Below are 21,317 nucleotides of genomic sequence, written 5' to 3'. Positions count from 1 at the left end.
CGCAAACGACAGTTTTCGGGCGCTTCAATGGCATTCGCGGTGACGCATTTCGAGCCGAAGTCCTAGCGACTGAGATCAAGCGCGGCTGTCAGGTCACCCATCGGCGGCTGGTCGTTGTTGCGAAGCGCCTTGTCGCGGGCAATCGGGCCGGGAAGAACCGGCAGATCGTAACGCGCGGTGATGAAACGCAAGACCGAGGTGGTATCGTACTGGGTGTGATCGACCGTTCCCATCTTGGCGAAAGGCGAGATGATCAGCGTCGGCACGCGATTGCCCGGCCCCCAGCGGTCGGCTTTCGGCGGCGCGACATGATCCCAGAACCCGCCGTTCTCATCATAGGTGACGACGACTAGCATATGGCTCCACTGCGGGCTTTTCTCGAGGTGGGAAACGACATCGGCGAGATGCTGGTCGCCGCTCGCAACATCGGCATATCCGCCGTGCTCATTGAGATTGCCTTGCGGCTTGTAGAAGCTGACGGCAGGCAGTTTGCCGTCGTCGATATCCCTAATAAACGCCGTGCCGTCCATGCCGCCATCCCTGAGGTGTTCGGCACGAGTCGGAGTGCCGGGCGCATAGGCGGCGAAATAATTGAACGGCTGGTGGTGGGCCTGGAAGTTCGGCACCGGCATCGCGTTCTTGCCATCAAGCGCCACCTGCCATGCGCCGGCATACCAAGCCCAGTCGATGCCTTTCAGCGACAGCAGGTCGCCGATGGTGATGTCGTGCTGTGGCGGCAGCGTGCTCGGCGCAGACGGATCGGCCAAGGCCGGATCGCCGCCTTCGGCCGGCTTGTTGGCGCTCGGCTGATAGGGCGGCTGCATCGTGTTGACGACATAGAAATCGGGCGTGATGGCGCCGTCATTGACGAATTTCGGCGCGCCGGCAAGCGCCGATGCCGGAGAGTTGTCGGACACCTTCAGCGTTACGCCACCGGGTTCCACGGCCGCGATCTGGCCTTTTGCCGGGCTGGTGTCGGCGTTGGGATATCGCGGCGTGCAAGCGCAGATGAGCTGGAAGTGATTGAGGAATGAACCACCAAAGGCGCCCTGGAAGAAGTTGTCGGCGAGAACATATTTCCTGGCCACCGTCCACATCGGCAATACGGAGCCGTCATAATGGCCCATGACGAAGCCGCCGGAATCAGCCCATGCAACGAACTTGTCGTTCCTGCCGCCATTGATCTGCATCTGCTCCTGATAGAAGCGGTGCCAGAGATCGCGCGTGATCATCGAGACCGGTTTGTTGAAGCCGTTCGGATCGTCGATCGAGAAGCTCGCATTCGCCAGATGCGCCGTCTGGGCTTCGGTCACCGGCGGCGTCACGCCCTTCCCGGTCAGGCCGCCCCAGGCCGGCGGCAATTCGGCAAGCGGCCGGCCGTCGCGGTCGAGCTGCCGCATCTGGTCGGCTGTCACGTTCGACAGGCCGTTGGCGCCCGGAAAGCCGCCATAAAGGTTATCGAAGCTGCGGTTCTCGGCATAGATGACGACGACCGTGTCGATCTTGTCGTAGCCGGCAGGCGCGGCGGTGGCCGCCGCAGCGAATGAAGCCAGGGCTGAACCGGCCAGACAAAAGGAAATGAGGAGTTTTAGCCTGGTCATGAAAAGACCTCATGGCTTGGGAGTGGCTAGAGGGGACCACGGAAACGCTAGTGCGGCGCCTTGTCAGTTTTGTGACTCGTACAGCGAGGCAATTAGCCGAACCCGTACTACTCAACAGCGAAAGGAGAAAGCCCTACCATCACGGCGGCAGCAGCCGGAAGTCGTTGCCCTCGGGCAGCAGCTGTCCGCCGTCGACAACTATGGTTGTCCCGGTGATGTAGCTCGCATCGTCCGAGGCGAGGAACAGGAAGGCATTGGCCACGTCGCGAGGGCTGCCGAGCCGCCCCAGCGGTATGGCGTCTTCCATGCTTTTGATAAAGACCGGGCCGCGATGCAACTGGATGGCTTCGGTCAGGATATTGCCGGGCTCGACGCCGTTGACGGTGATGCCATAACCAGAGAACTCGAGCGCTGCGGAACGGATGAAGCCGTTGATGCCGGCCTTGCTGGCCGAGTAGTGGCCGTGACCGGGGCTGCTGACATGCGGGCCGGTGATGGACGAGGTGAACAGCATGCGGCCGTAACGCTGTGCCTTCATCGGCACCACTGCGGCGCGGGCGGCATTGAAGCTGCCGCGCAAATTGACCGCCATGACGCGATCCCAATCCTGCGGGCTGGTGTTCTCGATGAGCTGCCAGGGATAGATGCCGGCATTCTGGACGATGATGTCGAGGCGGCCGTGATGCTCCAGCGCGAGAGCGACCGCAGCCTCGGCGTCAGTCATTTGCGAGATATCGGTGCTGATGAAGCGAGCACCGAGTTCATCGGCGCTTGCCTGCCCGGCCTCGACCTCGGTATCGGCGAGCACAAGCCTCGCGCCCTCTTCGGCAAAGCGTTGTGCGATGCCCTTGCCGATGCCGCGCGCGCCGCCGACGATCAGCGCAACCTTGTCTTGGAGCCGGCCGGTCATGCGAGCCTCTGGCGAATGGTTTGCTTGAATGCATCGAGCAGCACGGCGGCAAGCACCAGCAGGCCGTGGATTACTTGGGTGAAATTGGCCGGAAGGCCCATGAGGTTGATTGCCGTGTTGATGGCCGACAGCAGCAGCACGCCGGCATAGACGCCGGGCAGGGTGCCGACGCCGCCTTTCAGGCTGACGCCGCCGATCACGACGGCGGCGAAGGCGTTGAAAAGCAGGCCGACGCCGAGATTGGCGGTGGCGCCGGAGGTGCGGATCGCCAGCAGCCAGCCGGCAAGGCCGGCAATGGCTCCGGCAAGGACGAAGGCAATGACCAGGTTGCGGTTGACGCGGATGCCGGCGCGGAAGGTTGCGGTCTCGTTGCCGCCGATCATGACGAGGTGCCTGCCAAAGGGTGTCTTGGCCATGATCAGCGAGAAGACGACGAAACATGCAATGGCGATCCAGGCGGTGAGCGGCAGGCCGGCGAGGCGCTGAATGGCGAACCAGCGAATTGCCGGGGCGAGATCCTGTGCCGAGCGGCCGCCCGAAATGACGAGCACCAGGCCGCGCACCCAGATGTAGGACGCGAGCGTGATGATGAAGGCGCTCATCCGCACCTTCACGACCAGAAAACCGTTGAGCGCGCCGATGATGCCGCCGACGGCAAGGGCGAGCAGCAGCGAGGCCGGAACCATCAGCCACTCGGGATGGAGTTGCACACCAATGCCGATGCCTGACGAGCAGAAAAGGATGCCGACCGCCATGGCGCTGAGCGCCGCCACGGATTCGACCGACAGATCCATGTGGCCGGCGATGATGACCAGCGCCAGGCCGATCGACATGACGCCGAGCACGCTCGAAGCCTCGATGATGTTGGCGAATATGCCGAGCTGCAAATAGTTCGGGATGACCGCCGAGAAGACCAGCAGCACGAAGATCAGCATGAACCAAACGAGGTTGTCGAGGATGAACTCGAGGGCGTGGCGTGTGCGAGGGTTCATGTGTTGATCCGGTTGGCGCATGACCCCGAAAATCAAATCGATTTTCGGAAAGGAATTGCGCGGATTAAAAATTGCTACCGTCCTTGCGCGTCCGTTCGGATGCGCGGCGCTGCAGAGAACAGGCTCCGGGCCGGTGTGGCCCGGAGCATTCACACGGCTCCTGCTATTCGACGGACTTCACCGTTTCCGTCGGTGGCTTCTGGTTGCCCCAGAAGGCAGGGTTGTCGACATTTTCCTTGGTGATCGCGGCGCCAGGAATCTTGATGTTGGGTCCCCAGGCTTCCTTGGTCACAGTCGATTTGAGGCCGAGCACATCGTATTCGCCAGGCTTGATTTCCCGCTTGTTGGCGACCTTGTCCATGAACATGGCGACGGCGGCCGCCTGTGCGTAGAGCGGTTGCTCGACTTCGACGTTGAGCCAGCCCTTGCGGATCAGGTCGAGACCGACCGGAGCACCGTTCGAGCTCATCAGCATGACGTCGCCCGGCTTCTTGCCGGCGGCCTCGAGCGAGGCGACGGCGGCGACCGAGAGGTGAGCGGCATGGCTGAAGATGAGGTCGATATCCGGATTGGCAAGTATCTGGTCGTTGACGATGGTCCCGGCGGCATCCGCCGCCCACTGCATGGCTGGAAGCGAGATGATCTTGACGTCCGGGAACGCCTTCATCTTCTCCTCGAAACCCTTCTGGATATCGAGCGTGTAGGGGTCGCCAGGATCGCCGAGCACCTGGAGGATCTTGCCTTTCACCGATCCGTTCTTCGTTTTCAAAAGCTTCTCGGCCTGTTCGGCGGCTATGTGGCCGATCTCGACGGTTCCCGCCACCGAGGTGAAATCGGAGGGGGTCGAGGTGATCTGGCGGTCGAACTCGACCACCGGGATGCCGGCGGCGCGGGCGGACTCGATCGAAGGCTTCAGTGCATTGAAATCGACCGCGGCGAGAATGATCGCCGTCGGCTTCAGCGCGATGACATCGTTCATCTGCGATTGCTGGGCGTCGGTCTTGTTGTCGGCGTTCAGCGTCTTCATCTCATAGCCGACCTGCTTCAGGAACTGTCCCAGAGCACTCACCGAGCCGGTCTGGAACTCATCGAGCAATGTCGGCACCAAATAATAGACGGTGCCCTTGGACTGGGCGAATGCCGGCGTGAGCATGGCAACGGCCAGTGCCAGGATACCGAAGACAGAAAGAAGTATTCGTTTCATGTCGTTCGCTCCTGTTGCGCCGGACCCCTCTTGTGTCCCTCAGCCTGCCGGTCCGGCACCGACAAGCGTCTCGCCGGTGATCATCTTGACCACCGCGTCGGGACTGGTTTTGCTGCGTGCGATATCGCCCGCCACTACGCCTTGCCGGATCACCACGATCCGGTCGGCTACCTGGAAGGCCTGCTGCATGATGTGGGTGATGACGATGACGCCGATGCCCTGGCTCGCCACCTGGCGGATCATGTCGAGGCCGCGCCGCGTCTGCTCGACGCCGAGCGCGGCGAACGGCTCGTCGAGAAGAACCAGCTTGCCGCCCCAGTGCACGAAACGGTTGAGCTCGATGGCCTGCCGCTGACCGCCCGAAAGGTGCTCGACATTGGTGCGCAGCGAAGGGATGCGAGTGCCGGCGCTGGCGAGCGCCCTTTCGACCACTTGCTCCATGGCGCGCTCGTCAAGCACGGGAACGCCGAGAACCTTCCTGGTGATCTCGCGGCCCATGAAGAAATTGGCCACCACGTCGACATTGGTGCAGAGCGAGAGATCCTGGTAGACGGTTTCGATCCCGGCGGCCTTGGCTTCGGCGGGAGTCTTGGCCAGGAATTCCTTGCCTTCGAACAGCATCCGGCCGGAGGTCGGCTCCAGTCCGCCCGCGATAATGTTGACCAGCGTGGATTTGCCGGCGCCGTTGTCACCCAGAAGCGCCACCACCTCGCCCCGGTCGATCGAGAAACTGACGCCCTTGAGCGCTTCGATCGCGCCGTAGTTCTTGGCGATGTTGTCGAGCACCAGCAGGGGTTCGGTCATGCTGCGATCTCCCGGCCTTTCAGGAGGTCACGCCCGCGTTCGCGCTCGGACGTGAATATCTGGCCGAAGCGCGGCGAAAGCACGCCGGAAACGGCAAGTGCTGCGGCGCCGCGCAACACCGCATGTTGCCCGCCACGCGCGACGGTGATGCGGGGCGTCGTGCGGTCTCTTCGTGCCGAGACCGAGTTGTGCAGGCCGGCAGCCGAACCGGCCAACCGTTCAAGCAATTCGGTGGACGCCAGGCCGCCGAGAATGATGGTTTCAGGATCGAACAGATTTTCGATGATGGCGATGGCATTGTGGAAGATGGGGCCGACTTCGGCCACCCAATCGGCGTCGCTGACGTTGCGGCGCCGGAGAGCTTCGAGCGAGAGGTATCTTTCGAGGCAGCCGCGATTGCCGCAGGGGCAAGGCTCGCCGCCGGGCACGGCAGGAATATGCCCAATCTCGCCGGCGTTTCCCCAGGCACCGCGCAACGCGCTGCCGTCGTGCACCATGGTACCGCCAAGGCCGACACCGAAGTAGAGGTAGTAATATTCGGAATATCCGGCCCCAAGGCCGTAAAGGCGCTCCCCCATGGCAGCGGCCGCCATGTCGTTCTCGAAAAAGGCCGGAAGCCCCGTTGAGGCCGCCAGCCGTTCCCGCAGCGCCACGTCCTTCCAGCCGCTCATGGTCGTCGGACCGACAAAGCTCATGGACTCGACCCCGAACGGGCCGGGCAGCGCCATGCCGATGCCGAGAACGCGGCCTCCGGGCCGCAGCCCAGTCAATTCATGCACCATCGCGCCGATCAGCTCGAAGGCATGGTCGGGCGTCGCATGCGGGGCTTCCCGGTGCGTGCTCTCGATGACGTCGCCGCTCAGATTGATCAGAGCGGCATCGATTCCCAGCGGGGTGACGTGGATGCCGACGGCATAGCCGCCCTCAGGATTGATCCGCAGGGTTGCCGGAGGAAGCCCTCGTCCCCGCGGCTCTTCGCGCAGCGACAGAACGTAGCCGTGCTCTTCCAGTTCGCGAACGATGGTCGATACGGTCTGTACGGTGAGTCCGACCCGCCTCGCAATGTCGCCGCGGGCAATGGGGCCATGAAGACGGATGGACTCGAGCACGATGCGCCTGTTGTACGGCCGCCCGAACTCCTGATTGGTCCCGCGCAGTGCCATGCCTTACGCCCTCAAGAGAGGCTAAGTTGGCATCGAAGATTTATTCAGTCAAATGGAATTCAAAAATAATTTCGCGCTTTCACGGTTACGCTAGGCTGCAACCACCAGGAAATTGGATCAAAGATACGGCGCGACCTTCTTGCCGACCGTCAGGAAGCGCAGCGGGTCGATCGCTTCGCCATTGTGGCGGACCTCATAGTGCAAATGCGGGCCGGTCGAGCGGCCGCTGCTGCCGGTCTTGCCGATGATGTCGCCGGCCGCGAGCTTCTGGCCGACATTGACGTCGATTTCGCTAAGATGCCCATAGCGCGTGGCAAAGCCGTTGCCATGGTCGACCTCGACCATGCGGCCGTAACCGCCGTTCCACCCTGCCTTGACGACGATGCCCGGCGCGGTGACCTTGGCGGGCATGCCGACGGGCGCCCGGAAATCCATTCCCGAATGCAGCGCGGCGGTGCCGAGGAGAGGATCGGTGCGCACGCCGAACGGGCTGGTGACGGAGTGGCCGGGAGCGGGATTGGCAAGCGGCAGCCGCCGCGCCTCCTTTTTCAGGTGGTCGAGCGCATCCAGCGCCTCGTCGAGTTCCTTGACCTTGCTATCGAAGATCATCGAGCTGTCGAGCGGTATCAGCGGGCCGCCGACATCACTCTTGCCGAAATCGCTGTCGACCGGCAGGCCGGCCGTCTCGAGCGCCTGCGAGATCGCATCGGCGCTCTTGTAGGCGTTGTCGGCAAGCGTGGCGATGCGGGTCAGCTGCTGGCTCTCTATGGCCTTGAGCGATTCATTGATCGACACGAACAGCCTGTCGGCGCGGTCGGCCGCCGTCTCGCTTGGCAGCGGATCGGAGCGAGTCGACCATAGCGAGAACGGCCTGGTATCGCCGTCGCCAACGCTGCTGGTGCCAAGGCTGCTGGCACCAAGATTGGAGCCAAGGCTGGCGCCAAGACCGGCAACCGAATAGGCCATCGGCTGGGCGATGCTGCCGGTCGCGTCGGCATGTTCGTCCGGCTTTGCGGGTGCGGCGTCCCCCAGGGCTGGCTCGGTTCCGACTTCGCTTTCGGCGCGTTCGAGGATCGGGCTGAGGCGGCCATGACGCTGGCTGAGCTGGCTTTGCCGTTCCAAAAGCTCACTCACCTTGGTTTCCATGAGCTGCTGGTCGAGAAGCTGGCGGCTGGTGATGCGGTCGACCTGGGCGCGAAGTGCCGAGATGCGATCCTCATAGGCCTGCTGCATGCGTGCCTGCCGCGCCGTCGTGGCGCCGATCAGGTCGTCGCGCAGCACGAGGTAGGAGGTTGCCAGCAGGTAGCCTATGGCGACCGCTGCCAGCGCCGAGCCGACAAAGGCGGCAACCCAGGGGCGGATGGTGAAGTGCCTTATTTCGTTGCCCCGGGCGATGATGACCGTATGGGGCTCCTTGCGCCTGCCGAAGACCGCTGACTGACCGGTTACGTTCACGGGACCAAGCTTTCGTTACGACACCAACGACCAGCCTGATTACACATCATTAAGGTTAACGGCCGGTTTCTTTGCCGCAATCGCCCACACCCACGGGTTGCAGCAGAATTTGGGATGAGAAGCGAACGAGCGGCGTGGATTTTGACGCCTCGCGAGGGAGTTCAGGCAGCCGCCGGCGCCATCGTCAAAGCGCGCGCACGGCTTCCAGCACCTCTTCGGCATGGCCCTTGACCCGGACCTGCCGCCAGATCCTGGCGATCCGTCCGTCCCGCCCGATCAGGAATGTCGCGCGCTCGACGCCCATATACTTGCGGCCATACATCGTCTTCTCGACCCAAAGACGATAGGCCTCGATCACCTTGCGCTCCTCGTCGGCGACGAGGTCGACCGTGAGATCGTATTTCGCCTTGAATTTGTCGTGTTTCCTGACGCTATCCGGCGAGAGTCCGATCACAACGGCGCCGGCCTTCTCGAATTCCGGCTTCAACTGCGAAAAGCTGATCGCCTCGGTGGTGCAGCTTGTGGTGTCGTCTTGCGGGTAGAAATAAAGTACGATCGGCTTTCCCAGGAATGCGGCGAGTCTGAGCGACCCGCCGCCGTCGCGCGGAAGGTCGAATTGCGGCGCAGGCTCGCCAACGTCGAGATCAGCCATATCGATGCCCTTGTTTGAGGTTACGCGCGAAGCTGCATCGATATAGTGTCGAGCGGGGATTCGTCCACGATAGAGTTCGTACAACGGAAAATTGCGTGGATCAGGAGCACCCGCAGCACGAGAAGATCCGATTCAGGCGTGATGAAATCACCGACCTGGGCGCTTTCCCGTCGGCGTGCCGTGTGCCGCCGCTCGGCCAGGCGCGGATCGGTCGCGGCTTTCGCATTCTAGCGCGGCTGGTCGCCGGCTTTTCGGCGCTCATGCTGCTAGCCGCCGCCGCAGTCTATCTGGTCGGCGCATCCGGCTTCGGCACCGAGCGGCTGCGCGCGGAAGCCGAAACCGCAATCGAAAAACTGGCCGGCGTCGAGGTCAACGTCACGGTCGGGCCGGCCCAGCTCACGCTTGACGGATCGAGTTTCATTGCGCTGCAGGTGAGCGACGTGAGCCTCAAGACCGCCGACGGCAAGCCGATGGCCGATGCCGGGCGCGTCCGCTTCGGCATCCGGCTGATACCGCTGCTTTCTGGCGAGGTGCGGCTCACCAGCGCCAGAATCTCCGACGCCCACATCGTGGCCGCGGCGATGCCGTCGGGTGGCGACTGGATGGCAGCGCTGCGCAATGAAGACGGTCTCATCGATCCGGAGAAACTAGCCGCTGCGGTCTTCGGCAACGTCAACCACGCACTCGATGCGGTGCGCGAGGATTCGATGCGCCAGATCGACCTGCGCAATGTCGAGTTCGAGCTGCCCGAGGCCGGCTCGGTCAGGCTGGTCAAGGTCGCCGATGCCACGGTTCTGCAAAGCGGGCCGGGCAGCATGGAATTTTCATCCGACGCCGATGTCGACGGCAGGGCGCTCACCATCGATGCTTCGGCCACCCGCGACACGACGACGCGACGTATCACGGCACTGGACGCCAGCGTCAAGATAGCGGGCGCCGACGAGGCCGCAGCGTCTGCGGGTGGCAAGCTGGGCACGATAGCGTTGAAGCTCGCCGGATCGGAAGGAGCCGGCGATACCAGGTCGCGGCTGACGGCTTCCTTGTCGCTCGCGGGCTCGGTGGTCGATCTCGGCCCGCGCGGGCTGCTGCCAGGAGACGTCAATGCCGATGCCACGCTTGTCGCCGGCAGCAACAAGATCCAGGTGGACAGGCTGCTGCTGAAGACCGGCCGCTCGACCTTCGATTTCGCCGGTTCGATCGGGCCGAAGCCGGTAACCGCGGCTGGCGAGGAGCCAGCCTATCGCTACGATCTGACCAGCGACGGCTCGACGCTGGCGCCTTCAGAGTCGCCGGAGCCGGCGCTCACCTTTTTCGCCCGCATCGCCGGCGTCTACCAGACCAGGAGCCACAAGCTCGTCGCCGAGCAGATCGGCATCAGGTCCGGCTCGACGAGCGAGGCACTGGGCACGGCTTCGGTCGAGTTTGTCGAAGGAAAGGCGCCGGGTATATCCGTGGCCTTCAACGTGCACGATATGCCGGTCTCGCATGTCAAGCAATTGTGGCCGTGGTTTTCCGCCCGCAACGCCCGCCTGTGGGTGCTGCAGAACCTGTTCGGCGGCCGCGTCGTCGATGCCAGCCTGCAGTTCCAGGTCGTGCCGGGGCGTCTCGGCAACGGCGTCCCGCTTTCGGCCGATGAAGTGTTCGGCCGTTTTCAGATCGAAGGCTCGCGCTTCGACACGGCCGGCCGCATTCCGCCGATCCGCGATGCCGTGGGTGTTGTCGGGTTTCATGGTAATGATGTCGACATCGCGCTGTCGTCGGGCAACGTCTACATGCCGGGCGGGCGTACGGTGGCGGCCAGCAACGGCACGCTTACGGTCAAGGCGGCGAACCGCCCGCCGGTGATCGGCGCGCTCGACATCGATGTCGCCGGCGAGGCGCCCGCGATCGCCGAACTGGCGTCCTATGAGCCAATCAACGCCATGCGCCATGTCGGCCTGCTGCCTGAAGACCTGACCGGCACGGTGACCGGCCACGTCAAGGCTGACATTCCGCTGCAGTCGGGGGTCGACTCCTCCAAGCTCGGTTGGCTGGTGGCGCTGGACTATAAGGACCTGTCGCTGGCCAAGCCGTTCGAGGACCAGACGGTGACCGACGCCGACGGTTCGATCACGGTCGGGCCCGATCAGGCCGTGATATCTGCCAAGGCGCTGCTGAACGGCATCCCGGCCGAGCTCGACCTGGTCGAGCCGCTCAAAGACGATGGACCGCCGCGCAGCCGCAAGGTCGCGCTCGTGCTCGACGACAAGACGCGCGCGGCCACCATGCCCGGCCTGTCGACGCTGCTTTCCGGAACGGTGAAGGTGGCGATCGACAAGAGCGGCAGCGGCAACCAGAATGTCTCGGCAGACCTGACCAATGCCCGGCTGGACATCCCCTGGGCAGGCTGGAGCAAGGGGCCGGGCATCCCCGCCAACGCCACATTCGTCATGACCAAGTCCGACGACACCACGACGCTGTCTGATTTCAACCTCGACGGAAAGACCTTCTCCATCGATGGCAATGTGGTGCTGGTCAAAGGCGCCTTGTCGTCGGCCCGGTTCAGCAAGGTCACATTGAACAGGGGCGACGACGTTGCCGTGTCAGTAAAGCGATCGGGCAAGGGCTATGCGGTCGATGTCCGCGGCGATGCGCTGGACGCACGCTCGCTGGTCAAGCAGTTCACCTCCGATGTCGACACCGCCACCAAGACCGCCGGCTCCAACGCAATTTCCGTCAGCGCCGACGTCAATTCTCTGACCGGCTTCCACGACGAGGTCCTGTCGAACCTGAAGCTGAACTACAGCGCCGCCGGCTCCAGGGTGAATGGCCTCGATGTCAGTGCCACGGCAAGTTCCGGCGCGGCCATAACCATCAGCAACATGACCGGCGACGGCCGGCGCACGCTCAACGTGAAGTCGGCCGATGCCGGCGCCATATTGCGGTTTCTCAACGTTTACGAGCACATGGAGGGCGGATCGATCACGCTGGCGCTGACGGGAGCGAGCGACGGACCGATGACGGGCCAGGTCGACACCCGCAACTTCTTCGTGGTCAACGAGCCGAAACTCGCCTCGATCGTATCGACCACGCCGGCCGGCGACAGCCGCAGCCTGAGCCAGGCGGTCAGGGCCGACATCGACACCTCTAGGGTGAAGTTCGAACGCGGCTTCGCTGAGATCGACAAGGGCGCCGGCTATCTGAAGCTCGCCAATGGCGTGCTGCGCGGCCCGCGCATCGGCACTACCTTCCAGGGCACGCTCTACGACCAGAACAACAATATGGACGTGACCGGAACGTTCATGCCGGTCTATGGCCTCAACCGCATCTTCGGCGAACTGCCGCTGTTCGGCCCGCTTCTCGGCAATGGCCGCGATCGCGGCCTGATCGGCGTGACCTATCGGCTGAAGGGCAATGCCAACAAGCCGAACCTGGACATCAATCCGCTGTCGGTGATCGCGCCCGGAATATTCAGGTCGATCTTCGAGTACCGGTGAGGTCAAACTTCAATCACTTTGAGCGACCGAGTTCGACCCGTTCCTGTCGTCAATGACACGCACGATGGATGACCGGATTGAGCCGTATCGTTGAAAAAGTCCGCGTCGCGGCTGCCCATGGCATTTGCATAGAATGGCGTTCCGCAAATCTAAAAGTGAATCCTGATTCCACACGATGCGCTGCCGTGGAACGGGATTCTATTGTCGATGCCGACTTTGCGGTGCGTCAGACTTTTTCAACAAATATCAGCCCGGAGCGGTCATTCGAGATGCCGCGTCGAACGGCTCTAGTGCGGCTTTGCTGACCTTCGGGCATTCCGAAGACCCGCCGTTCGCGCTACGGCCTGATGCGACCGAGTGCCGCGTGCCCATCCGTCAGATGACGCTTACTGCGTCCTTCTAGCCAGCCGCCATTTCGTTAAACAGCCAATCGCGGAAGGCCTTGACCTTCCTCTGCCGCAGCGCGCCATCCGGATAGACGACGTAGTATTTCCACCTCGACTTCAGCGCCAGATCAAAGGGACGCACCAGTCGCCCGGCCGCCAGATCGACAGAGACGAGTGCGCTCCTGCCCAACAGCACACCTTCGCCCTGCACGGCCGCCTCGACAGCATAGGCGGCGGAGTCGAACCTCACTCCACTATTGGGATCGATATCGTCCAGGCCGGCGCACCGCAGCCATGTAGCCCAGTCGATGCGGAAGTCATGGTGGATAAGCCTGTGGTGTCTAAGGTCGCTGGGCTGGCGCAGCGGATGTTCTCCCTGCAGCAACTCCGGACTGCAGACAGGAGAGACGTCCTCCTCGGCAAGGAACTCCGACACCACCCCTTCATAGCCGCCCTCGCCGTAGCGTATCGCGATGTCGATTCCGTCCCTGATGAAATCCGCGTGCACGCCCGACGTGGAGAGACGCACATCGATGTCGCGGTTCTCCCGATGGAAACGATACAGCCTCGGGACAAGCCACCGGCCGGCAAAGCCGTCCGACGTGCTGACATTGAGGACACCTGCCGATCTTGACGCCGTGGCGACGATCGTCGCGGCCCCGATCCGGTCCAGGGCTGCGCCGACTTCCGCTGCATATGCGGCGCCTGCGGGTGTGAGGCGCACGGAGCGCGTTCCTCGTTCGAAGAGCCGAATGCCGAGCCTTTCCTCTAGGTTGCGGACGGCGCGACTGATCGCCCCATGCGTCAGGTTCAACTCGGCCGCCGCTTTCGTGAAGCTCAGGTGACGAGCCGCCGCGTCGAAGGCGGGGAGAGCGGTCAAAGGAGGAAGTCTGTGCGGCATGGCCAACCTGTGAGCGATAGTCACATATCGTGCACAAACATTCGCTTGTCGTCCAGCCTGGATCCAAGCAACGTGAGGCCTGTGGAAGCATCATCTTCAGCTTTCTTTCGACAACGACGCAACAGATGAAAGGAAACACGCTGTGAGCACCATTCATGCTTACATGGACGCATGCGATCGCATGGTACCGGCGTCTCAGCGCACCCCCATGGACGCAGTCGTATCCCTGTTCCGCTCGGCGGCGGACCTTGCCACCCGCCTTTTCGCCGGGTTGCAGCGCCGCTGGACGATGCAGCGCATTGCGCGCTTCTCGGATCGTCGCCTCCAGGACATGGGCTTCGAGCGCGACTGGGACGGGTCAATCATCCGCAGGCAGCGACAGCCGGGGCGGCGCCGATAATTCCGAGTACTGAAGGAGAAACGATATGAAGGTCTATCCCCATCTCTGGTTCGAATCCCAGGCCGAAGAGGCCATGGAATTCTACATGTCCGTGTTCAAGGAGTCGAAGGTCCTCGAACGCACCGACCTCCCTGATCCCGAGTTGTCGGTTGTCCGGTTCGAACTGGCCGGCCTGCCGATAGCGGCCCTCAATGCCCATGCGCACGCGCCATACAACGAGGCGTTCTCCTTCCTTGTGGAAACCGGGGACCAGGCGGAAACCGACTACTACTGGAATGCACTGACGGCCGGGGGCGGCAAGGAGCAGCCATGTGGATGGCTGACGGACAAATTCGGCGTCTACTGGCAGGTCACGCCCACAATCCTGCTGCAAATGATCGCGGACCCTGACCGGGAGAAGGCCGGTCGGGTGATGCAGGCCATGTACAAGATGAAGAAGATCATCATCGCGGATCTCGAAGCGGCTTACGCCGGCAAGGCGTAATTCACCCCCTTACAATCTCGAACGTAGGAGGCTCCCATGGCAACGCTTATGGGCAAGAAAGTTGTCGTCGTTGGAGGCAGCTCCGGCATCGGTCTCGGTGTCGCAGCGTCTGCCCTCAAGAGCGGCGCGGAACTGGTGATCGTCGGCCGGTCACCAGAGAAGTTACAGGCCGCAGAACGCACGCTTGGTGCAGATAGTCGTGTGAGAACTTTTGCCGCGGACATGACGAAGGAGGCGAAAATTGCATGGCTGTTCGACGAAGTCGGGGCATTCGATCATCTCGTCTCGACGGCCGGAACACCGCCTCCGGGCGATCCCATCGATCGTACCGACATGGATGTCGTGCGCCGCTTCGTCGACAACAAGCTGATTGGCGCCGTCCTGCTGGCGAAACATGCAGTACGCACCCTGAAGACCGGGGGCTCAATGACCTTGACTTCGGGGATCAACAAGGATCGACCGCCGGTTCCCGGAGGCTCGGTTGTATCCGCGATTGCCGGCTCATTCAGCTATTTTGCCCGCGCCCTGTCGCTGGAATTGGCTCCGACGCGTGTGAACATCGTGTCGCCCGGATGGGTCGACACGCCAATGTTCGACGAACTCGTCGGAGAAGCCAAATCCGGCTTCTTTGAGAGCATGGCCGCTCGCCTGCCGGCGGGAAAGATTGCGACACCTGCGGACATCGCCCCTGCCTACATCTACGCCATGGAAAGCGACTTCACGACGGGCGAGACCATTCACATCGACGGCGGCCAGAGGCTCATCTAGCCGCCCTTTCTTCAGGTCACGAAAGGTCCGTCAGCAGCGCGATCCGGCTCGATCGCCATCAATTCCTTTCAGGACACCAAGGAATGGTTGGTGGAACGGCGCTGGCCGGATGGCTGGCCCGGGACCTTGCCTGGAAGATACAGCGGACAAAAACGCGAAGGGATAAGAAGGGATAAAAAGATGATACTTATTACCGGCGGTTTGGGATCGATCGGGTCGCACACGGCACGGGCGCTCCTCGACATGGGCGAGGCAGTCGTGCTCACCGGGCGCCGATCCACTCAGCTCCCTGAGTTCTTGGCCGATGAACCCGGCGGCCGGGTCGTCGTCGAGCCCCTGGATACCACAGATGACGCGGCCTTCCTCGATATCGGAAAGCGGCATGAGATCACCGGTATCGTGCACCTCGCTGCGGCGCAGTTCAATCTGCCCGATCCGGTCGAGTATCTCCGCGCCGAATCCGCCGCTCTGCTCAACGCACTCAAGGCGGCAACGGCGTGGCGTGTACGGCGGTTCTCCGTAGCCGGCTCTATCGGCGTGTATGTCGGAGTGGACGAAGTGCCATGGCGCGAGGATGCTCCGTTGCCAGTCCTGGCGCCGCACCAGATTCATGCGTTCAAGAAGACCGGGGAGCTGTTCACAACGCTGATCGGTGACAGTGCCGGGTTCGACGTGGTCAATCTGCGGATCGGCACCATCTGGGGACCCCTCGGCCTGCGGCGTCATCAAGGGACGAAGCCAGTCCTCGGGCAAGGTAATCGGGTTACGCGCCGATATGGATGCCCTTCCAGTTGAAGAAACAACGGGCCTTTCCTACGCGTCGCGGGTTCCCGGCAGGATGCACGCGTGTGGGCACGATGGGCACACGGCGATGTTGCTGGGTGCCGCAAAGGGCCTGGCTGAGACGCGCAACTTCGACGGCACGGCAGTGCTGATTTTTCAGCCCGCCGAAGAAGGCGGCGCTGGTGCAAAAGCCATGTGCGATGACGGGCTGATGACCCGCTGGAACGTCGAGAAGGTGTTCGCCCTGCACAACGAGCCCGGCCTGCCGATCGGCCATTTCGCCACGCGCACGGGGCCGTTCGGTGCTGCTGTGGCCAGCTTTCGGATCACGATCGAAGGAAAGAGCGCTCACGGAGCCAGTCCGCAGGCAGGTGTCGATACGCTGCTTCCTGCGGCGAACATCCTGATCGCCTTGCAAACGGTCATCTCGCGAAACGTCGATCCGCTGAAGAGTGGGGTCATAAACATCGGGTCATTCAGCGGCGGCCAGTCGGGAGCGGTGGTCCCTCAAACGACGCTGATGCACGGCACCGCTCGCTGGTTCGAGCCAGAGGTCAGGGACATGATGCAGCGGCGCATCACCGAGATCTCGGAGGGAATAGCTGCGTCCTACGGGGCGACCGCGACAGTCGACTACAAGAGCCTATACCCAGTGGTCGTGAACCATCCAGCCGAGACGGCGCTGGCGGTGGATGTCGCTCGCAATGTCATGGGAGCCGACGCTGTCAATTCCGACCATCCCCAACTCATGGGGTCCGAAGACTTCGCGTTCATGCTTCAGGAGCGGCCCGGCAACATAGCGCTCATCGGCAATGGCAACACCGCTGGCCTGCATGAAGCGTCGTACGATTTCAATGACGCGGCAATCCCCTATGGCGTCTCGTACTGGATGCGTCTGGTTGAGACGGCAATGCCAAGCACCTTCCATTGAGCGCATTTCGCGTCGTTCTCTTTCACGTTCGCAAACGACGCAGAGTAAGCATCCAGTCAGACCGGCCGCACCAGAATGTGCTTCTTCTTGCCGAGCGACAGCTTCAGGATGGTTTCCGGACCGACGTCTTGAAGCGTCACCATCCTGCGATCGTCGGTGACAGGCTCGTCGTTCAGGCGCACGGCACCGCCCTGGATATGCCGCCGCGCCTCGCCGTTGGACGCTGCCAATCCAGCGGTGACGAACAGCGACAATATGCCGACGCCGACTTCCAGGTCAGCCTTGTCCACCTCGACGGTCGGCAGCGTTTCGGCGAGCGCGCCTTCCTCGAAGGTCTTGCGAGCCGTTTCGCTGGCCTTTTCCGCGGCCTCGCGGCTATGCAGCATTGCGGTGATCTCGGTGGCGAGGATCTTCTTCGCCTCGTTGATCTCCGAGCCGCCGAGCTGTTCGAGGCGCGCAATCTCGTCGAGGGAGAGCGTCGTGTAGAGTTTCAGGAAGCGGCCGACATCGGCGTCCTCGGTGTTGCGCCAGTACTGCCAGAACTCGTAAGGCGACAGCATCTTCGCATCGAGCCAGACCGCCCCTGACGCCGACTTGCCCATCTTGGCCCCGGACGAGGTGGTGAGCAGCGGCGTGGTCAGCGCGTAGAGCTGCGCGTTTTCCATGCGATGGCCGAGATCGATGCCGTTGACAATGTTGCCCCACTGGTCAGAGCCGCCCATCTGCAGCCGGCAGCCGAGACGCTTGTAAAGCTCGACGAAGTCGTAGGCCTGCAGGATCATGTAGTTGAACTCGAGGAACGACAGCGATTGCTCGCGGTCGAGCCTGAGCTTGACCGAATCGAAGGCCAGCATGCGGTTGACGGAGAAGTGCCGCCCGACATCGCGCAGGAAGTTGACGTAGTTGATCTCCATCAGCCAGTCGGCGTTGTTGATCATGATGGCGTCGTTCGGGCCGCTGCCGAATTTGAGGTAGGGCATGAAGTTGCGGCGGATGCCGGCCAGATTGTCCTCAATATCCTGCGGCGTCAGCAGCTTGCGGGCCTCGTCCTTGAACGACGGGTCGCCGATCATCGAGGTGCCGCCGCCCATCAGCGCGATCGGCCGGTGGCCGGTCTGCTGCAGCCAGTGCAGCATCATGATCTGGATCAGTGAACCGGCATGCAGGCTCCTGGCGGTTGCGTCGAAGCCGATATAGGCGCTCACCGTCTCCCTGGCGAAAAGCTGGTCGAGGCCGGCGTCATCCGAAGTCTGATGGATGAAACCGCGCTCGCTCATTATGCGCAGGAAATCGGATTTGAAGGCAGACATTGTTTCTTTCCCGAAAGCGCCCGGCCGCTGCGGCTTGGGGCGTGCATGAACGCGGGCGTTTAACATCAGCGCGCGATCAGCAAAAGTGGAATCCGATTTTGCGGCCGATTGCGCGCCGGATAAAGGTCCAGCGATCAGCAAAAGTGGAATCCGGTTTTGCGGCCTGCTCGGATGACGTCCAGTATGCTTGCTTCATCGTTTCGGCTGGCGTAATGAGGCGCCGCGCCGGCGGACCCTTGCAGTCTTCGATCCGCTGGAACGGCACCGCAGAGCATCCATCGAATGCAATATCCCATGACAGAGCCCGACGCGACATGCCGGACGCATTGATATCCATCGTCATTCCTTGCCGGAACGAGGCGAAAAACCTGCCGCTTTTGCTCGACGAGATCGGGGCGGCGATGGCCGGGCGCAACTTCGAAGTGATCGTCGTCGATGACGGTTCGACCGACGACACCGCTGCGGTGCTTGCGGCACAGGCGACGCTTCAGCCATTTCCGCTTCGTCACGTCAGGCACGAGAAATCCGCCGGCCAGTCCCTCTCCGTGCGTTCGGGCGCATGGGCGGCGCGGGGCGATATTGTCGCCACCATCGACGGCGATGGCCAGAACGACCCCAAATATATTCCGCTGCTCGTCGATGCGCTGCGGCAGGCCGGGCCCGATGCCGGTGCTGCCCAAGGGCAGCGCCTGAAGCGCCGCGACAGCAAGATCAAACAACTGGCCTCCCGCTTCGCCAACTGGCTGAGAAGCGCGATCCTGCATGATGAAACCCGCGACACCGGCTGCGGCCTGAAGGCTGTCCACACCGACATCCTCAGGAAATTGCCGTTTTTCGACGGCACTCATCGCTTTGTTCCGGCCCTCGTCATCCAGGAGGGATACGGCGTCGTCCACTGTGATGTCGTTGACCGCTCCCGCCGTTACGGCAAGTCGAATTACGGCATTTTCGATCGTGGCCTGCAAGGTGTGCTCGATCTCGCCGGCGTCTGGTGGCTTCGTCGCCGGCGCCGGAGAATGCCAAAAGTAAAGGAAATCAGGCATGGCTAACGTGCTTCAGGAATTGGCGACCTGGCTTCACCAGGTTTTCGTCAAGCAATTCGATGCGTGGGTTCTGCTCGGCTTCGTCGCCCAGTTCTTCTTCACCATGCGCTTCCTGGTGCAGTGGGTCGCATCGGAAAAAGCCAAACGCAGCGTGGTGCCGATCGCCTTCTGGTTCTTTTCGCTGTTCGGCGGCGGCCTGCTGCTGATCTATGCGATCCAGCGCGAGGATCCGGTGTTCATCGCCGGCCAGGCGATGGGCATGTTCATCTACATCCGCAATCTCTGGCTGATCGCCAACGAGCGCAAGGCGGCGATGACCAAGGTCGATTGAGCATCTGCCCCATCGGAAGCAAGTAATCAGAGGGGCCGCAATGAACAGGAATTATCTCCTTCTTTTCCTGTTCAGCCTGCTGATGATGGTTTCCGGGCTGGCGGCCATGCCGCCGCTCGATCGCGATGAGCCGCGCTTCGTCCAGGCCACCAAGCAGATGGCCGAGACCGGCGACTATGTCGACATTCGCTTCCAGCAGGCCTCGCGCTACCAGAAGCCGATCGGGATCTACTGGCTGCAGTCGGCCGCCGTGGCGCTGAGCGGCGAGGGAGCCGAAGCGCCGATCTGGGTGTATCGCCTGGTGTCGGCCCTCGGCATCGCCATCGCCGTGGTGGCTGTCGCCTGGACGGGCGCAAATCTTTTCAGGCCCGACGCCGGTCTGGCCGCCGGCCTGGTCATGGCGGCGATTTTCGCGACAGCTTTCGAAGGCCGTGATGCCAAGACCGACGCAGTGCTTTTGGCCTGCTGCGTGACGGCGCAAGGCGCGCTGGCGCAGATCTATGTGGCGTCGCGCAGGAACCAGGCGGTCGCCGGCTATTTGGCGTGGATTTTCTGGGCCGCCCAGGGCGCGGCAATCCTCATCAAGGGACCGATCGCGCCACTGTTGTCGGCGCTGACCGTCGCGGTGCTGTTGGCGTTCGAGCGGGACTGGCGCTGGCTGTCGAAGCTCAAGGCGACACGCGGTCTCGCCATCGTGCTGCTGATCGTGCTGCCCTGGCTTGTCCTCATCACCTGGAAAAGCGGTGGCGCTTTCCTGCAGCAAGCCGTCGGCAAGGATATGCTCGGCAAGGTCGCGCAGGGCGAGGAATCACATGGCCTTCCGCCCGGCTTCTATGCGTTGACTTATTCGCTGTTCATGTGGCCCTTCGGACTGGTCGCGGTCGGCGCCGGGCTCCAGGCGCTCAATCGCCTGCGCGACGATCCTAGCATCCGCTTCTGCGTCGCCTGGTACATTCCGTTCTGGCTGCTGTTCGAACTGATCCCGACAAAACTGCCGCACTACGTCCTGCCGGCCTATCCCGGCCTGGCACTGATGGTCGGCTGGCTTCTGACCTTGAAACCAGAGGAGGCGAATGCGCCGCTCAGGCGCTGGCAGGCGTGGCTATGGTGGGCGACCGCATTCGGCTTCGTCCTGGTCACAACAGGTCTTGCAGTGCTTTGCATCGCCGCGCCGCTCTATCTTTCCGGCACATTCTCTTGGTGGAGCGTTCCGGCCGCCGCCGCTGCACTGGCGGCCGGCTACCTTGCCTTCCCGCGCCAACTGCAAGTTCCGCTCGGCCGCGTCGCCGCAATCGCGATTTGTGCCGGCATTAGTTTTGCTTTGCTGTTCGGTGTCATCGCCCCGTCATTGAAACCTATTTGGATGAGCCCCGAGATCGAGGCTGCGGTTCGCGCGAATCGACCCTGCGAGACGACGGTTCTCGCCTCGGCGGGGTATCACGAACCGAGCCTGGTATTTTTGGTGGGTACAAACACGATCCTGACCAATGTCGATGGCGTCGCGCAACATCTGCTTGCCGATCCGGCCTGCGCGCTGGCGCTGGCGCCGGTCGCAGAAGAGAAAAGGCTGGATGGCCTGCTGGCAGGGCAGGGCAAGTCGGCGAGCCGCGTCGCCCGGATCGACGGCATCAACTATTCGTCAGGGGAAAAACTGTCGCTTGGCCTTTACCGGATGGCCGACTGATCTCTGCCTCGCGGCGAATAGCCACGCATCAGCCGGCGC

At 62.6% G+C, this 21,317-nt stretch carries 20 protein-coding genes; 9 read left to right on the top strand and 11 right to left on the bottom strand.

Annotated elements, in window-relative coordinates:
* Nucleotides 1-62: 62 nt before the first annotated feature.
* The 8 genes from EN859_RS02345 to EN859_RS02310 form a co-directional block, all read right to left on the bottom strand.
* Nucleotides 63-1,601 (bottom strand): acid phosphatase, encoded by a 1,539-nt coding sequence (locus EN859_RS02345; protein WP_127852217.1) that lies wholly within the window; start codon nucleotides 1,599-1,601, stop codon nucleotides 63-65.
* 139 nt (nucleotides 1,602-1,740) lie between these two features.
* The gene (locus tag EN859_RS02340) at nucleotides 1,741-2,511 is read right to left on the bottom strand and encodes an SDR family oxidoreductase (protein ID WP_127852216.1); all 771 of its coding nucleotides are present in this window, start codon (nucleotides 2,509-2,511) and stop codon (nucleotides 1,741-1,743) included.
* Nucleotides 2,508-3,503: an ABC transporter permease gene (locus tag EN859_RS02335; protein WP_127852215.1), complete on the bottom strand. Its 996-nt coding sequence runs from the start codon at nucleotides 3,501-3,503 to the stop codon at nucleotides 2,508-2,510. The genes EN859_RS02340 and EN859_RS02335 overlap by 4 nt, the downstream gene beginning before the upstream one ends.
* A gap of 163 nt (nucleotides 3,504-3,666) precedes the next feature.
* Nucleotides 3,667-4,707: a sugar ABC transporter substrate-binding protein gene (locus tag EN859_RS02330; RefSeq protein WP_127852214.1), complete on the bottom strand. Its 1,041-nt coding sequence runs from the start codon at nucleotides 4,705-4,707 to the stop codon at nucleotides 3,667-3,669.
* A gap of 39 nt (nucleotides 4,708-4,746) precedes the next feature.
* On the bottom strand, nucleotides 4,747-5,511 hold the full coding sequence (locus EN859_RS02325; RefSeq protein WP_127852213.1) for an ATP-binding cassette domain-containing protein: 765 nt from the start codon (nucleotides 5,509-5,511) through the stop codon (nucleotides 4,747-4,749).
* Nucleotides 5,508-6,674, bottom strand: coding sequence for an ROK family transcriptional regulator (locus EN859_RS02320; RefSeq protein ID WP_127852212.1), 1,167 nt, complete (start codon nucleotides 6,672-6,674; stop codon nucleotides 5,508-5,510). The genes EN859_RS02325 and EN859_RS02320 overlap by 4 nt, the downstream gene beginning before the upstream one ends.
* 117 nt (nucleotides 6,675-6,791) lie before the next feature.
* Complete coding sequence (locus tag EN859_RS02315) at nucleotides 6,792-8,129, bottom strand: peptidoglycan DD-metalloendopeptidase family protein (RefSeq protein WP_127852211.1); 1,338 nt, start codon at nucleotides 8,127-8,129, stop codon at nucleotides 6,792-6,794.
* Between the two features lie 184 nt (nucleotides 8,130-8,313).
* Entirely contained in the window at nucleotides 8,314-8,781 is a 468-nt protein-coding gene (locus tag EN859_RS02310; RefSeq protein WP_127852210.1) for a peroxiredoxin, read from the bottom strand.
* Between the two features lie 95 nt (nucleotides 8,782-8,876).
* Here EN859_RS02310 and EN859_RS02305 point away from each other — a divergent pair, with 95 nt between their 5' ends.
* Nucleotides 8,877-12,257 carry a DUF3971 domain-containing protein gene (locus EN859_RS02305; protein ID WP_127852209.1) on the top strand — a complete coding sequence of 1,127 codons (3,381 nt, stop codon included), beginning with the start codon at nucleotides 8,877-8,879 and terminating at the stop codon, nucleotides 12,255-12,257.
* 399 nt (nucleotides 12,258-12,656) lie between these two features.
* Here EN859_RS02305 and gcvA read toward each other — a convergent pair whose 3' ends face one another.
* On the bottom strand, nucleotides 12,657-13,544 hold the full coding sequence (gene gcvA / locus EN859_RS02300) for a transcriptional regulator GcvA (RefSeq protein ID WP_127852312.1): 888 nt from the start codon (nucleotides 13,542-13,544) through the stop codon (nucleotides 12,657-12,659).
* A gap of 142 nt (nucleotides 13,545-13,686) precedes the next feature.
* On the opposite strand from gcvA, the gene EN859_RS02295 reads away from it, so the two are divergent.
* From EN859_RS02295 to EN859_RS02275, 5 genes are all read left to right on the top strand, one after another.
* The gene (locus EN859_RS02295) at nucleotides 13,687-13,944 is read left to right on the top strand and encodes a hypothetical protein (RefSeq protein WP_245525442.1); all 258 of its coding nucleotides are present in this window, start codon (nucleotides 13,687-13,689) and stop codon (nucleotides 13,942-13,944) included.
* Between the two features lie 25 nt (nucleotides 13,945-13,969).
* A complete protein-coding gene (locus EN859_RS02290; protein WP_127852208.1) occupies nucleotides 13,970-14,428 on the top strand; it encodes a VOC family protein in 459 nt (152 codons plus the stop codon).
* A 48-nt stretch (nucleotides 14,429-14,476) separates the two neighbouring features.
* On the top strand, nucleotides 14,477-15,196 hold the full coding sequence (locus tag EN859_RS02285) for an SDR family oxidoreductase (protein WP_210237676.1): 720 nt from the start codon (nucleotides 14,477-14,479) through the stop codon (nucleotides 15,194-15,196).
* Nucleotides 15,197-15,376: 180 nt separating this feature from the next.
* On the top strand, nucleotides 15,377-15,991 hold the full coding sequence (locus EN859_RS39005; RefSeq protein ID WP_127852310.1) for an NAD-dependent epimerase/dehydratase family protein: 615 nt from the start codon (nucleotides 15,377-15,379) through the stop codon (nucleotides 15,989-15,991).
* Nucleotides 15,972-16,910, top strand: coding sequence for an amidohydrolase (locus EN859_RS02275; protein ID WP_245525441.1), 939 nt, complete (start codon nucleotides 15,972-15,974; stop codon nucleotides 16,908-16,910). The genes EN859_RS39005 and EN859_RS02275 overlap by 20 nt, the downstream gene beginning before the upstream one ends.
* Nucleotides 16,911-16,966: 56 nt before the next feature.
* Here EN859_RS02275 and tyrS read toward each other — a convergent pair whose 3' ends face one another.
* Nucleotides 16,967-18,220, bottom strand: a complete 1,254-nt coding sequence (gene tyrS, locus EN859_RS02270; protein ID WP_127852205.1) for a tyrosine--tRNA ligase — start codon at nucleotides 18,218-18,220, stop codon at nucleotides 16,967-16,969.
* A 76-nt stretch (nucleotides 18,221-18,296) separates the two neighbouring features.
* Nucleotides 18,297-18,557, bottom strand: a complete 261-nt coding sequence (locus tag EN859_RS02265) for a hypothetical protein (protein WP_127852204.1) — start codon at nucleotides 18,555-18,557, stop codon at nucleotides 18,297-18,299.
* Between EN859_RS02265 and EN859_RS02260 the strand changes: the two genes are divergently transcribed.
* Genes EN859_RS02260 through EN859_RS02250 form a run of 3 tightly spaced genes read left to right on the top strand, consistent with a single transcriptional unit; the run spans nucleotide 18,535 to nucleotide 21,278 of the window.
* Entirely contained in the window at nucleotides 18,535-19,269 is a 735-nt protein-coding gene (locus EN859_RS02260) for a glycosyltransferase family 2 protein (RefSeq protein WP_127852203.1), read from the top strand. The genes EN859_RS02265 and EN859_RS02260 overlap by 23 nt on opposite strands.
* Nucleotides 19,262-19,594, top strand: a complete 333-nt coding sequence (locus EN859_RS02255; protein ID WP_127852202.1) for a lipid-A-disaccharide synthase N-terminal domain-containing protein — start codon at nucleotides 19,262-19,264, stop codon at nucleotides 19,592-19,594. The genes EN859_RS02260 and EN859_RS02255 overlap by 8 nt, the downstream gene beginning before the upstream one ends.
* A gap of 40 nt (nucleotides 19,595-19,634) precedes the next feature.
* Complete coding sequence (locus tag EN859_RS02250) at nucleotides 19,635-21,278, top strand: glycosyltransferase family 39 protein (protein WP_127852201.1); 1,644 nt, start codon at nucleotides 19,635-19,637, stop codon at nucleotides 21,276-21,278.
* The last annotated feature ends 39 nt before the right edge of the window (nucleotides 21,279-21,317 follow it).

The sequence above is a fragment of the Mesorhizobium sp. M00.F.Ca.ET.216.01.1.1 genome, from assembly GCF_004010325.2.
Classification (GTDB): Bacteria; Pseudomonadota; Alphaproteobacteria; order Rhizobiales; family Rhizobiaceae; genus Mesorhizobium.
The sequence above is the reverse complement of the archived record's forward strand: the minus strand, read 5'-3'. Positions and strand labels throughout refer to the sequence as shown.